This is a genomic window from Pedobacter cryoconitis (assembly GCF_003259615.1).
Taxonomy (GTDB): domain Bacteria; phylum Bacteroidota; class Bacteroidia; order Sphingobacteriales; family Sphingobacteriaceae; genus Pedobacter; species Pedobacter cryoconitis.
Genome location: NZ_QLLR01000001.1, coordinates 610,048 through 624,485, shown reverse-complemented (window position 1 = coordinate 624,485; position 14,438 = coordinate 610,048). Strand labels below are relative to the sequence as shown.

The window sequence follows — 14,438 nt, the reverse complement described above, 5'->3', positions numbered from 1 at the left end:
AAACGAAAAAAAATCAGAACAGCTTAACCTAGATTTCGTATAAATTCAATAGGTTATAATTTATAAAATACTAAGGTATTACCTGTTGCTATATTGATATAGCTAATGGAATTAATACCTGCGGTCATTGGGCCGATTAATGAAAATAATAACATGATTGGTTTGTCCGGGCTAATATTTTTCCTAACTTCGGCTTACATAAAATCTAATAACAATGAGTTTAAAAGGCTATAAAGGCGTAATTTACGGAGATGCTGTTCAGGAATTATTTGAGCAGGCTAAAAAACATCAGTTTGCATTGCCTGCTGTTAATGTTACCGGAACTAATACCATCAATGCGGTTATGGAAACTGCTAAAGCGGTGAATTCACCAGTAATGATCCAGTTATCAAATGGTGGCGCGCAATTTTATGCAGGTAAGACATTGAACAATGATAACTTAAATGCGTGTGTATTAGGCGCAGTATCTGCCGCAAAACATGTTCATTTATTAGCGGAACACTATGGTGTTGCGGTAGTATTACATACTGACCATGCAGCTAAAAAATTATTGCCATGGATTGACGGTCTGTTAGATCACGGTGAAAAATTCTTCGCTGAAACTGGTAAACCATTATTCTCTTCACATATGCTGGATCTTTCTGAAGAATCAATTGAAGAAAATATGGAGATCTCAGCTAAATATTTAGCACGTATGGCTAAAATGGGCATGACTATCGAAATCGAACTGGGTGTAACTGGTGGTGAAGAAGATGGTGTGGACAATAGCGATGTGGATAGCTCTAAATTATACACTCAGCCTTCTGAAGTAGCTTATGCTTATGAAGAATTGAGTAAAGTAAGTGATAAATTTACTGTTGCTGCTGCTTTTGGTAATGTTCACGGTGTTTATAAACCAGGTAACGTTAAATTGCAACCGGTAATCCTTAAAAACTCTCAGGATTATATCAAAGAGAAATTAGGATTAACAGCTGAAAAACCAATCAACTTTGTATTCCATGGCGGATCAGGTTCTTCTCAGGAAGAAATCAGAGAAGCTATTTCTTATGGTGCAATCAAAATGAACATTGATACTGATATGCAATGGGCATTATGGGAAGGCGTTCTGGATTACTACAAAGCGAATGAAGCTTATCTTCAGGGACAAATCGGAAATCCTGATGGGGACGATAAACCAAACAAAAAATATTATGACCCGCGTGTTTGGTTGCGCAAAGGTGAAGAAGCATTTGTTAAACGTTTAACTCAGGCTTTTGAAGATTTGAACTGCAGAAACGCAAGTGATAAATTATAAGTAAAGAAAAGAATTCTTTAAGGCGCTTCAGAGTCAATCTGAGGCGCTTTTTTTTATGATTTATTTTCTGCAGTTATACCTTGTAAATGCGTTTTAATCGTCAAATTAGCTGCAAAACTTAGCTATGAAAACTTCAGGAAAGAAAAACAACTTATTTGAAACGTTCTCGAACGCTGCGACCAAGTTCACAGGCAGTTCTTCGGCCTTTATTATTGCGCTGCTGATTGTGATTGTATGGGGAATCAGCGGCCCTGTTTTTCATTATTCGGAAACCTGGCAGCTGGTGATCAATACCGGAACAACAATCATTACTTTTTTAATGGTCTTTTTAATCCAGAAAGCCCAGAATAAAGACGGAAAAGCAATACAACTTAAATTGAATGAACTTTTGGCTGCGCATGAACGTGCGAGCAACAGAATGGTTGATATTGAGGACTTAACGGAAGCTGAGTTAGATCAGCTGCATAAGTTCTATGTCACATTATCGGCATTGGCAAAACAAGAAACCAATATTCATTGTTCTCACTCTATCGATGCGGCGCAGGCAGTGAGTGCAATTAAAGCGAAGCATTTATTTAAACCCAAACATCATGGAACTACTTCAGGTAAATAAGATCAGGACGCAGGAAGAATTGGAAAGTGCATTTGCAATTCGTAAACAAGTCTTTGTGGTGGAACAGGGCTGTCCGCCGGAGCTGGAATGGGAAAATGAAGATGTCTCTCATCATTTCCTGGCTTTGCTGGATAATCACCCTTGTGGGGCTTGCCGATGGCGGAAAACTGAGAATGGCTATAAATTAGAACGGTTCGCCGTATTGAAAGAGTACAGGGGTAAAAGGGTAGGGCAGGCACTTGTAGCGGCTGCTTTAGCTGATATACCGGATAGTGCCGACTCGATCTATTTAAACGCGCAGGTAGAAGCTGTTAGCCTGTATGCTAAGTTTGGCTTTGCAGTAGAAGGCGAACAGTTTGAAGAAGCTGGGATACAGCACTTCAGAATGGTTAAGAAATAAATAATTGGTAGCAGGTGAGGTTACATTCCTTGAAATACTTTCGAGGACAATAACATCGCCTGCTGCCATTTATCCAGATTCAGGTTTAATGTTTCCCCTTGCTGCTGAAGGTAAGCGATGAGCTCTTCAGTAGCCAGATTGCCTGTCAGGTCATCGGCCGCCATCGGGCAACCTCCAAAGCCTTTTAAGGCACTATCAAAACGTCTGCACCCATTGCGGTAAGCAGCTTCTATTTTTTCTTTACGCGTCCTGGGAGTGCTGTGCAAGTGCAGTCCTATTTCTGTTTGCGGAAAACTCCGGATCAGCAGTGGCAGTAATTCCTCAATTTTCTCTGGCGTGGAAACTCCGGTGGTATCTGATAGCGAGAGTATCTTAGTCCCTCTTTCGACCAATGCTGATGCCCACTGTTCTACAATTTCTGTGTTGTAAGCGTCGCCATAAGGGTTGCCAAAACCCATAGACAGGTAAACTACAGCGGTCTTTTGATTTTTATCGCATAATTCCAGCATTTGTTCTACGGTAGCTAAAGATTCCTGAATACTGGAATTGGTATTCCTTTGCTGAAAAGTTTCAGAGATAGAAAATGGAAAGCCTACGTAATCGATCTCAGGATAGAGCATAGCGTTTTCAGCGCCACGCAGATTGGCTACAATAGCCAGTAATTTACTTTGGGTATTGCCAAGGTCCAGTTGTGCTAAAACTTCTTTGGTATCGGTAAGCTGAGGGATGGCCTTTGGCGAAACGAAACTGCCAAAATCTATGGTATCAAAACCAACCTGCAAAAGCAAATTGATATAAGCTGCTTTTAAGTCTGTAGGAATAAAATCATGAATGCCTTGCATGGCATCTCTCGGACATTCGATTAGTTTAATAGCTTTCTGGCTCATACATTTTAGCGCACGCTGGTTATTTGTGCAACGGCTCAATGTAAGTAAAAATACGAAATAACAGAAATAAGGCAGCTTTTCGCGGTGGAAAAACTGCCTTTTATTAAGGTGGGTTTATTGCAGGATCAATTCAATTACAGGAATTGAAAAGTCAGGTTTTTTACTGGGCATGGTAACGACCAGGTCATCCGATCCTTTATCTTTATAAAGCAGCTCGGAACTATCATTTAAAAACTGGACATACTTAACTTTGCCCTGATAGCCTGGTAGTACCAGTTTGCCATTGGCAGGGTAGTCAAACAGGTGTACGTATAAGCGTTTTGTGGTCGGGTTATAAGTAAGCTTACTGTCTTCTGGGGCCTTATATCCTTCAGGCGCATAAGTACAGTTGTAAATGGATTTGTTGTTCGCGTGCATCCATTGGCTCAGGCTATCCAGTGCGCTGGTAGCTCTGTGGTCAAATTCACCCCTTGCAGTAGGGCCGACATTCAGGATCAGGTTACCGCCATTGCTGACCGAAGTAATCAGCAGATCCAATAACTGTTTATGCGTTTTCCAGCTGTTCTCGTCGCGGTGGTATCCCCAGGAACCAGAAAAGGTCTGGCAGGTTTCCCAGGTTTTCCCTTTGTATTTGGCAAGCTCTGCTGTGCTCACCTGTTCTGGAGTTTCAAAATCAGCGCCATCTTTATAGTCGCCAAGATCCAGCCTGTTGTCTACTATGATACCGGGTTGTAATTTTCTGATCAATTTGAGCAGTTCCACTGAGGCCCAGTCATCTTTACCTTTGCCTCTTCCGTTTGGCTTAGGGAAAGAGAAGTCTAGCCATAGAATATCTATCTTCCCATAATTGGTTAATAACTCGGTAATCTGGTTGCGCATATAGGCTCTGTACTTCGCCATGTCTCTGCCTTTGTTTAAGCGGGCATAAGCTTCGTCACTTTTATCTTTCCTGACCAGCGGGTGGTTTTCATCCATCGTATAATCCGGGTGGTGCCAGTCTAACAGGGAATAGTAAAAGCCAACTTTAATTCCTTCTGCTCTGAAAGCATCTACGTATTCTTTAACAAGGTCACGTTTGGCTTGTATATTAGTCGCTTTGTAGTCGGTGAATTTCGTATCGAACAGGCAGAATCCTTCATGGTGTTTGGTGGTAAGCACGGCATATTTCATCCCTGCTGCTTTAGCTTGCTTAGCCCATTTTTTGGGTTCAAACTGATCGGGGTTAAACTGATCAAAGTATTTCTGGTATTGCTCATTTGATATACCTTCTATACTTTTTACCCATTCGTGCCTGGCTGGTTGTGCGTAAAGGCCCCAATGGATAAACATTCCGAAACGGTCTTGTGTCCACCATTCCATACGTTTCTGTTTTTGTGCTGCAGTTTCATTACCGATCATCTTTTGTGCGAAAAGACTGGTGCTGGTGAGCAGGGTGATCAGTAGCAATAGCTTTAATTTCTTTACTATCATTTTTCTAAGATTTAGGTTATCTGGTTAGGTTTTGTATTATAAAATGATTTAGCTTCTATACAAAAGAAAACAAATCCTGCCTGAAAAGATTAACTGAAATTAGCTAAATGATCAACGCTATTGGGATGGAATGAGTTGGTAATAAATAGGTTGAAAACAAAAAAAGCCTTCTTCTGATTTCCAGAAGAAGGCTTTTAAATAATATTGTGTTACTTATGCGTGTTTTTTGCCTAAGTCGATTACAATTGGAGTAGAGATACATAATGAAGAGTATGTACCGATTACACGACCAATTAATAACGCGAAGATAAATCCACGGATACTTTCTCCACCAAAGATGAAGACTACAAGTAATACGAAGAATACCGTTAATGAAGTTAAGATGGTACGACTTAATGTACTGTTCAACGCGAAGTTGATTAGTGTATTACGTTCTTCACCATATAAGTCATCTTTACCAGTCTCTGCAAGTTTCTCACGGATACGGTCAAATACAACTACTGTTTCAGTCATGGTATAAGACATAACCGTTAAGATCGCCGCGATGAAATCCTGACCAATCTCTAATGAGAATGGTAAAACACCATCAAGGATAGTATAGAATGATAATACCAGTAACACGTCATGGAATAACGCGATAACCGCTCCTAAACCATAGTTTACTTTCTTAAATCTGACGATGATATAAACAAACATCAGCAGACACGAGAACAAGATTGCAGTATAAGCACTTGAAACAAGATCACTCGCAATGATTGGCCCTACTTTCTGGTTACTTTCAATGGTGTATTTAACTCCTGTTGTCGCTAAACCAGCTTTTAAAGCATCTTCTACAATCTTATCAGCACCAGCATTCTGGTCAGCGATATGGTAAGTAGTCGTGATTTTTAATTCGTTGTCAGCACCAGCAGTTTTAACCTGAATTTCTTCATTCTGGAAGCTTGGGGCTAATTTCGCTTTTACATCTTCAGTATCCATTCCTTTATCGAAATGAACGATGTAAGTTCTTCCTCCTTTAAAATCAATACCTAATCTTAATCCACCGTTTTTGAAGTAGAAAATGATACCTAAGATGATGATGATAGAAGAGATTGTATAATAAATCTTTCTGCGGCCAACAAAGTTAAACGCGATGTTTTTAAAGGCGTGAATGGTTGCTTTGTTACCGAAAGTGATGTTTGCATTTTTGTTCAGTAAGCCTTCGAACACTAAACGTGAGATTAATACTGCACAGAATAAAGATGAAAGGATACCGATACATAAAGTAGTTGCAAAACCCTGAACCGGACCGCTACCGAATGCGTAAAGGATAACACCTAAAATTAATACGGTAACGTTCGAGTCAATGATAGATGGCATTGCATGTTTGAAACCTTCTTTGATGGCAACAGCAGTTGATTTACCATGTGCTAATTCCTCTCTTACACGTTCGAAGATCAGGATGTTCGCATCGACCGATAAACCAATTACCAGGATAATACCAGCAATACCAGGTAAAGTCAGTACCGCACCCAGCGAAACCAGGATACCCATGATGAACAATAAGTTGATCACTAAGGCAAGGTTAGCTACCCAGCCTGCTTTGTTGTAATACAAGGCCATGAACACAAGGATCACGATGAATGCCAATACAAATGATAATAAACCATTGTGGATCGCTGCTTCTCCTAAAGATGGACCAACCACAAACTCACCCACGATACGTGCCGGAGCTGGTAATTTACCTGCTTTTAAGATGTTTGCTAAATCTTGTGTTTCATTCACTGTAAAGTTACCAGTGATAGAAGAGATACCGTTAGGGATTTCATTCTGAACAGTAGGAGCAGAGTAAACTGCGTTATCCAGAACGATTGCAATAGATTTTTTATTCTGTGCATCAGCTGAAGCTTCAGCAGTAATTTTTTTCCATTTCTGCGCACCTTCACCAGTCATATACATGGTCACTTCAGGTTTACCTTTCTGATCGTAATCATGACGGGCATCACTGATAGCTTCTCCGCCTAAATCTGGTTTTCCATCTGGAGATACAGATTTGATCGCATAAAGTTCAAAAACTTTAGTGCCGTCCATTGGTCTTACACTCCACATGAATTTGAAACTCTGAGGAATGATAGAAACAACTTCTGGTCTTCTGAAGTAAGAGTTTACTTTAGCAGTATCTTTTTGTGCAACCCATCCAACAGTTGGACCAGGACGTAAAGCAGGCTGTCCTTTTTCATTCTGGTAAGTAGGGATATTTAATAAAGCGAATAATGGATTGGTTTTAGAAAGTTCTTTTGTTTTTAAGTCAGCAGAATCTTTTCCGGTAGTGCTTTTCTTAGCTAAGTTAGCCAATGCACTTTTTCCTTTAGCAGCAGTATCTTTTACAGTGGTTACTGCAGCAGTATCTTTTAAAGTAGAGGCAAGGGTTTTGTTGATGTTCTCCATGATCGAGTAAACCTCTTCATTTTGATACACCTGCCAGAATTGTAATTCTGCAGAGCCTTGTAATAATTTATGAACCCTTTCTTTATCCTGAACACCTGGCATTTCAATCAGGATACGGTTGGTACCTTCTTGTTTCTGCATGTTAGGACTTACCACACCAAATCCGTCAATACGACTTCTGATAATGATAAATGAACGGTCAATTGCGCTGGTTGCTTCTTTCGATAAGTAATTCTTAACGTCAGCATTGCTTGCATTCGCTTTTAACTGTTGCGCGTTATCCTGGTTAGAGAAATAATCTGCAAGTTTTACGTTCGGGCTGATTTTTTCAAATTCATTGACAAACAAACTGATGAAATCTTTACCACCAGCATTCAGCTGAGTTTGGGCAGTAGCAAGTGCTTTGTTAAAATTAGCATCGTCTGTATGATTCGCTAATGATTTTACTAACTCACCTAACGATATTTCCATCGTTACGTTCATACCACCTTTAAGGTCAAGACCTAAATTGATTTCTTTCCCTTTACAGAACTGATAGTCAAACCCGAATATCGGATAAACCGGGACGGTTGACATGGAGTCCAAATAAGCTTTTTCCTTAGTCAGATCGCCTTTAGCATACGCTTTAGCGTCTTTTTCTACCTTCGACGTAACGAAATTGAACGAGAGGGAATACACGCAGACAATACCTAATAGTATTGCCATAAATTTAATGAAACCTTTACCTTGCATTTTTGTTTGTAATTATTTGTCTATGCTGTATATTTTTTTCAACAAGTCGGCAAATCTAATTAATTTTTTAATTAATAGTCAGCCTTATATAATATTTATTGAGGATTGGGAACTATTTACGAACAAGGGTTGAAATTGTATAACCACTTGCGTTTTTTTCGTCCTGCTCATAGCTGGTACTGCTTTCCTCTTTCCATATATCCGGGTCTATGGCCGGGAAAAATGTATCTGCATCAAAATGGCCTTTAACAACCGTCAGATAGATTTTATCGGTAATATCCATCGCCATTTTATAGATCTGTGCCCCACCTACAATAAACACTTCTTCTTCCGGGTCGCAAAGCGCGATTGCCGCTTCTAGTGTATTCACCACTTCCACCCCTGGTATTTCCAGATCAGCAGCGCGGGTAATTATAATGTTACGGCGATTGGGAAGCGGTTTCCCTACAGAATCGAATGTTTTACGGCCCATGATCACAGTATGACCGCTGGTTGTATTTTTAAAGTGTTTCAGATCACCAGGCAGATGCCACAGCAGTTGATTATCTTTTCCTATTCCATTATTTTCAGCAATGGCAACAATGATAGAGACGATCATACGGCAACAGCTCCTTTAATGTGCGGATGTGGTTCGTAGTTTTTCAGGTTGAAGTCTTCAAACTTGAAACTGAAAATGTCTTTGACTTCCGGGTTGATTTCCATGACAGGTAAAGTTTTGGTATCCCTGCTTAATTGCAGTTTTGCCTGTTCAATATGATTATTATATAAATGTGCGTCACCCAGGGTGTGGATGAATTCACCATATTCAAGATTGCATACTTGTGCGACCATCATGGTTAACAGGGCATAGGAGGCTATATTAAAGGGTACACCCAGAAATATATCAGCACTGCGCTGATACAGCTGACAGCTTAATTTGCCATCGGCAACATAAAATTGAAAGAGCGCATGACATGGAGGAAGTGCCATCTGGTCAATATCAGCTACATTCCACGCGGAAACAATAATCCTTCTTGAATCCGGATTCGTTTTGATGGTATGGATGATATTACTGATCTGATCGATAAGCCTGCCGTCTGGCGTAGGCCATGACCGCCACTGCGAGCCATAAACAGGGCCTAAATTCCCGTTCTCATCTGCCCACTCATCCCATATTTTGACGTTATTGTCTTTGAGGTATTTGATGTTGGTGTCACCTTTCAAAAACCAGATCAGCTCGTGGATGATTGATTTAAGGTGTAATTTTTTTGTGGTCACCATAGGAAAACCTTCCTGAAGGTTAAAACGCATCTGATAGCCAAATGTACTGATGGTCCCTGTTCCCGTCCGGTCGTGTTTCTGTGCCCCATGGTCCAGCACGTATTGCATTAAGTCCAGATATTGTTTCATGTTGGAGGATAATTTCGCTTAAAATACAAAACTAAAACAAATAATGTAAAAAATAGGGGAATATAATAGGGCAGAATATTCCTTCCTTTTGTAAGTTTGTGATCCATACCTTTAAAAACACGCTAATGCTCGCATTTGCCAATGCCAAAATAAATCTCGGCTTAAATGTTATTGAGAAAAGAGCTGACGGATACCATAACCTGGAAACAGTTTTTTACCCGGTCAGATTATATGATGTATTAGAGATTACTGATGCAGCGGAAACTTCCTGTCAGATCAGAGGAATTGATGTTCCCGGAGAACTGACTGATAATATCTGCTTGAAAGCTTTCAAATTGATACAGCAGGATTTCGATATACCTGCACAGCAGATTACTTTATTAAAGAATATACCTGTTGGTGCAGGTTTGGGCGGAGGTTCTGCTGATGCTGCATTCTTGATTAAATTGTTGAATACTAAATTTAAATTAGGTTTAACAGTAGGGGCGATGGAAGATTACGCGAGAATTCTGGGCGCGGATTGTGCTTTCTTTATCAGGAATGAGCCTGTTTTTGCAACAGAAAAGGGGGATCAGTTTTCTCCTTTAACTATAGATTTATCGGGATATTTCATGGTTTTAGTCAAACCTCCGGTACATGTTTCTACGGCCACAGCATTTGGTACGCTGCAGCCTGCCTTTCCGGAAACAGATTTGAAGGAATTGATTCAACTTCCTGTTAGTGAATGGAAAAAATCCTTGAAAAATGATTTTGAACAGCCTGTTTTCTCCAAATACCCTGAAATTTCTCAAATAAAAGAGCAGCTTTATCATGCGGGTGCTACATTTGCACTCCTGAGTGGCAGTGGTTCAAGTGTATTTGCGATATTTGAGGAGGCAGTAACTTTACCGCAACTGGAAAAAGATAATAAAGTGTTTTACAATATTTAGCTAACAATGGAAATCAACTTAATACGTAAGAACGATAAATTCAACTTTGAGGCCGAAAATTCGGGAGGAATAACAGTAGAACTGGATGCAAACCCGAAAATTGGCGGGGAAGGCAAAGGTTTCAGACCTATGGAAATGTTGCTGGTTGGCTTAGGCGGATGCAGTGGGATTGACGTAGTCAATGTATTGACCAAACAGAAGGAACCACTGGATGATATTAAAATTAAGATCAATGCAACCCGCAAAGACGAGGAAATGCCCCCGATTTTTGATGTCATTGATATTCATTTTAATCTTTACGGAAATCTGAATGAACAAAAGGTAGAAAGGGCTTTAGCACTTACTTTTGAGAAATACTGTTCAGTTTCAAATATATTAGGCCGTTCTGCGACCATCAACTTTTCGTACACTATCCATAACTAATATCATGCAAGAAGATAATTTTGAAACCCTGGCCATCCGTTTGCAAACTGAACGCAGTCAGTATAAAGAACATTCAGTACCCCTTTACTTAACTTCGAGTTATAAGTTTGATGATGCCGAAGAAATGCGGGCATTGTTTGCAAATGAGAAAGAAGGGAATGTTTACAGCCGTTATGCAAATCCGAATACTTCAGAGCTGATTGAAAAGATGGCAGCGCTGGAAGGGGCAGAAACAGGCTGGGTAACTGCTACAGGTATGGCCGCCATTTTTACCACCTTTGCGACATTTCTGAGTGCAGGAGATCATATTTTATCAAGCCGCTCTGTTTTCGGTTCTTCTCACCAGTTGTTAAACGGGATCTTTCCTAAATGGAATATTTCCTATACTTATGCTGATCTGGATAACAAAGAACAATGGGAAAATGGGATACAGCCAAATACTAAAGTAATCTTTGTAGAAACACCTTCTAATCCTGGAATTGATATTATCGATTTAGAGTGGATTGGTCAGCTGGCTAAAAAACATGGAATCTTACTGATCGTTGATAACTGTTTTGCAACTCCTTATTTACAGCAGCCACTAAAATATGGTGCTGATATTTCTATACACTCTGCTACGAAATTTATCGATGGTCAGGGACGTACTTTAGGTGGCGTGATTTTGGGTTCTGATAAATTAATCAGACAAATTGAAGGTTTCGCGAGACACAGCGGGCCGGCAATGTCACCATTTAACGCATGGATACTTTCTAAAAGTTTAGAAACACTGGCTGTTCGTATGGACAGACATTGTGAAAGCGCTTTAAAAGTAGCTGAATTTTTAGAAGCACATGCTAAAGTTAAACAGGTTAGATACCCGTTTTTACCTTCACACCCGCAATATGAGATTGCTAAAAAGCAAATGAAATTGGGTGGCGGTATTGTAACGTTAACTATCAATGGTGGTGTAACAGCGGCAGGCAGCTTTATGGATAAACTGAAGATGTTTTCTATTTCAGCAAACCTTGGTGATACCCGTTCTATTGCTACACATCCGGCAACAAGTACGCATGCGAAACTGACTGAGGAGGAAAGATTGCAGGTGGGTATTGAGCAGGGAACTGTGCGCCTTTCGATCGGACTGGAACATATCAATGATATTATTGCTGATATTGAGCAGGCATTGAGCTAAAATAATATGGAAATGGTTATCCTCGTTTTGAGGATAACCACTTTTAATCTGTTACTTCTTACCTTTGAATATATTGATGAACTTATCCAGAAGGGTTTGTTTCGATACCGGGATCTCAAATCCGGAAGCTTTTAATTTTCTGCTATATTCTTCTGCTAAAATCTTGTTTTCAAAACCAGGTACATAAGTGTAAACTTCATATAAATTCAGGTTAGCCTCTGCGTAACCTAATTCTGCTGCTTTTTTATAACGGTCAATGGCCAGTGGAATGTTAACTTTCATTTCTATTCCATCTTGGGCATAAGTACCGAGTTGCCAATGGGCATAACTTTCATTATCGGCAGCTGCCTTTACTAAATAAGACAGTGCTTTGGTTGTATCATTCAAATGGTTATATAACCATCCTAATTCAACATTTACGGTTTCGCCTTCTCTTTCTGCTATTAAATAATACTTTAAAGCCAATTCGTAATTTTCATGGGTTCTTGGCATCACGTCATAGTAATAGGTCCCGAGCTTAAAAGCTGCTGGCTGATAACCTGCTTCAAAGGCCTTTGTATACCAATAGCACATTTGCAGCTCATCCGGCGGAATTCCCATACCAGCCGAATAACAAAGACCTGTGTTGTACATTCCAACAACAGAACCTGCTTTTGCTGAGCTCAGAAATAATTGAAAGGATGCTTCTTCGTTTTTATATTCCGGGTAAAGGTCATCTGCATCTTCATAAATAAGAGCCAGATCATTCATCGAATACGCGTGATTCAGTGTTACGGCCTCCTGGAAAAGTCTGACAGCTTTTGCTATATCCGCTTTTTTTGTTGTTGCAAGCAATGCTTTTGCCTGGTTATAAAGCGAATCTCCCGGCGGAAGATCTTTATTGATGAAGGCTTGAAGCTGAGTAGCCTGATCTTCATTGAAATAGTAATACTCATAGGCGCTGTTCGAATCAATATAATCCTGCAATATTTGCGGGTCGGCATCAGTGATCATATCTTGATGAATCAAATATACTTTATTGTCTTTATAAGCATAACAAGAGTCTTCGTGATCATTGCTGCTGATGATAAAATCATAAATAACAGGTGATTGAGGTTTCCCGAATGGATTAATTACACCCCATAAACCATTTTGCTGAATAGCAAGGGTAGTCTGATTCAGTGGAGTGATTTTATCATAACACATTTCAGTGATTTGCTGATTAAAGTTACCCACTGAAAGATAAATTCCATATTTCTTACCTTTCTTGATTTTGAGAAATGTGCAATATTCATCTTTGACTTCATCAGGTATTGCAGGATATAAAAGCTGAATTGGTTCGTTTAAAACCAGGTCAAGTTTTTCAATTTTATCATATACGAAATCAAGAAGCAGCTCGCCTTTATAATTGATTAAACCTTGTTTTTTCTGCTTTTTAAGGATGAAAATGGTATACAGGTTCTCTTTTATCTTTTCATAACCGCTGATCAGCAGTTGTGCCTGATCATTGTATAATAAATTCTCTGTTGTGTTTTCGCTTTTGATGAGTTCATAGAGATAAGATTCCTCAGGGATATTAAAGCTGTTTACAAAATGCGGGTCACCCTCAGTTAGCCGGGAAAAACGGTTGGTATAGATTAATTTAGTCTCTTTACCTGGAACAGGAACAATAAAAGTTGACCCGTAATCATCCGAGGTTATAGACTCTTCATGTTCAAAAGGAATGAGAATTGTATTTTTTATATCAATCACTCCCCATTTATCATTTAACCTGGCCGTGAAATAACTGCCGTCTGAAAGAATATCTGTGAGATCCTGATATTGGAAATCAAGAACCACTGCTCCTTTTTTATCAATTAAGCCATACTGCTTTGCTTTGACTACAGTTGCATATTCGCCTTCAAAATCAAAGGCATCGTCAAACTGAGGCTTTATAAATTCCTGACCACTTTTATTCACATAGCCAAACTGACCGCCTGTGGAGACTACAGCAATAGCATCATAGCTAAAATCATAAATTTGCTCATAAACCGGAGCAATTAAGATTTTTCCTGCTGCATCCTTTAGACCTTTCAGCCCATTTTCTTCGAAAATCTCAGCATCTTCGGGTTCTGGATGGTCAATCATTGCCCATCCATAATCAAATCCTTCGTAATTCAACAATGCTTTGAAATCTGTGAAACCCTGACCCGTGAACTTGGAGAACAAAGAAAGTTTTAACTGCGAGACATCATCAGTATCCATCGCATTGGTGAGAATTGCATTGTTGTACCTGATATTTTCCAGCCATTCCTGTGCCTGATCGCCATGTGTTTCCTCACTCATGTTAAATACATCAGAGGCATTGAGTAAGAAGTAAGGCTGGTCCAAGCCATCCAGGTATTTAAAAATATTTTCTTTAGCGAGTTGAAAAGCTTCGGTATTGTCAATTAATTCATCCTGATATTTTTCGATGAAATTGTAGAACCTTTTGAAATTTTCTATACCTGTTGCAGCGTGGTAAAAAAGAACGGGACTATCTTCTGGTTCCTCTGGATTAAAACTAAGATGGACATCAAAACTACCGTCCGCAATGATACGACCGTCACTGACTAATAATGGGTGAAGCAGAATAGAAAGTTCATATCCCCATTCCATCATTTCTATGCTTTGGTCATTATAAGCATCCGGTTCACTGGTGTTATACAAGTATACTCTGTGGGACATAGGTTAAATAATTATTTT

The 14,438-nt window shown here is 39.5% G+C and carries 12 protein-coding genes; 6 read left to right on the top strand and 6 right to left on the bottom strand.

The window, feature by feature from the left end; all coding sequences use genetic code 11:
• The first annotated feature begins 214 nt into the window (after positions 1 to 214).
• The 3 genes from fbaA (at position 215) to LY11_RS02715 (ending at position 2,307) form a co-directional block, all read left to right on the top strand.
• Positions 215 to 1,294, top strand: coding sequence for a class II fructose-bisphosphate aldolase (gene fbaA, locus LY11_RS02725; RefSeq protein WP_068402559.1), 1,080 nt, complete (start codon positions 215 to 217; stop codon positions 1,292 to 1,294).
• 124 nt (positions 1,295 to 1,418) lie between these two features.
• A complete protein-coding gene (locus tag LY11_RS02720) occupies positions 1,419 to 1,907 on the top strand; it encodes a low affinity iron permease family protein (RefSeq protein WP_111632176.1) in 489 nt (162 codons plus the stop codon).
• A complete protein-coding gene (locus tag LY11_RS02715) occupies positions 1,885 to 2,307 on the top strand; it encodes a GNAT family N-acetyltransferase (protein ID WP_111632175.1) in 423 nt (140 codons plus the stop codon). The genes LY11_RS02720 and LY11_RS02715 overlap by 23 nt, the downstream gene beginning before the upstream one ends.
• Positions 2,308 to 2,327: 20 nt before the next feature.
• Here LY11_RS02715 and LY11_RS02710 read toward each other — a convergent pair whose 3' ends face one another.
• The 5 genes from LY11_RS02710 to LY11_RS02690 all read right to left on the bottom strand — a co-directional run bounded on the left by LY11_RS02710 (position 2,328) and on the right by LY11_RS02690 (position 9,212).
• On the bottom strand, positions 2,328 to 3,194 hold the full coding sequence (locus LY11_RS02710; protein WP_111632174.1) for a hydroxymethylglutaryl-CoA lyase: 867 nt from the start codon (positions 3,192 to 3,194) through the stop codon (positions 2,328 to 2,330).
• A 114-nt stretch (positions 3,195 to 3,308) separates the two neighbouring features.
• Complete coding sequence (locus tag LY11_RS02705) at positions 3,309 to 4,664, bottom strand: alpha-L-fucosidase (RefSeq protein ID WP_111632173.1); 1,356 nt, start codon at positions 4,662 to 4,664, stop codon at positions 3,309 to 3,311.
• A gap of 213 nt (positions 4,665 to 4,877) precedes the next feature.
• Positions 4,878 to 7,823, bottom strand: a complete 2,946-nt coding sequence (gene secDF / locus LY11_RS02700) for a protein translocase subunit SecDF (RefSeq protein WP_111632172.1) — start codon at positions 7,821 to 7,823, stop codon at positions 4,878 to 4,880.
• Between the two features lie 112 nt (positions 7,824 to 7,935).
• Positions 7,936 to 8,421: a dihydrofolate reductase gene (locus LY11_RS02695; protein ID WP_111632171.1), complete on the bottom strand. Its 486-nt coding sequence runs from the start codon at positions 8,419 to 8,421 to the stop codon at positions 7,936 to 7,938.
• On the bottom strand, positions 8,418 to 9,212 hold the full coding sequence (locus LY11_RS02690; RefSeq protein ID WP_111632170.1) for a thymidylate synthase: 795 nt from the start codon (positions 9,210 to 9,212) through the stop codon (positions 8,418 to 8,420). The genes LY11_RS02695 and LY11_RS02690 overlap by 4 nt, the downstream gene beginning before the upstream one ends.
• A gap of 125 nt (positions 9,213 to 9,337) precedes the next feature.
• On the opposite strand from LY11_RS02690, the gene ispE reads away from it, so the two are divergent.
• Genes ispE through LY11_RS02675 form a run of 3 tightly spaced genes read left to right on the top strand, consistent with a single transcriptional unit; the run spans position 9,338 to position 11,735 of the window.
• A complete protein-coding gene (gene ispE, locus LY11_RS02685; protein ID WP_111632169.1) occupies positions 9,338 to 10,141 on the top strand; it encodes a 4-(cytidine 5'-diphospho)-2-C-methyl-D-erythritol kinase in 804 nt (267 codons plus the stop codon).
• 6 nt (positions 10,142 to 10,147) lie between these two features.
• Entirely contained in the window at positions 10,148 to 10,564 is a 417-nt protein-coding gene (locus tag LY11_RS02680; protein ID WP_111632168.1) for an OsmC family protein, read from the top strand.
• A gap of 4 nt (positions 10,565 to 10,568) precedes the next feature.
• Positions 10,569 to 11,735, top strand: a complete 1,167-nt coding sequence (locus LY11_RS02675; RefSeq protein WP_111632167.1) for a trans-sulfuration enzyme family protein — start codon at positions 10,569 to 10,571, stop codon at positions 11,733 to 11,735.
• A 51-nt stretch (positions 11,736 to 11,786) separates the two neighbouring features.
• Here the strand turns inward: LY11_RS02675 and LY11_RS02670 are convergent, their stop codons facing one another.
• Positions 11,787 to 14,420 carry an SEL1-like repeat protein gene (locus LY11_RS02670; RefSeq protein ID WP_111632166.1) on the bottom strand — a complete coding sequence of 878 codons (2,634 nt, stop codon included), beginning with the start codon at positions 14,418 to 14,420 and terminating at the stop codon, positions 11,787 to 11,789.
• Positions 14,421 to 14,438: the final 18 nt, after the last annotated feature.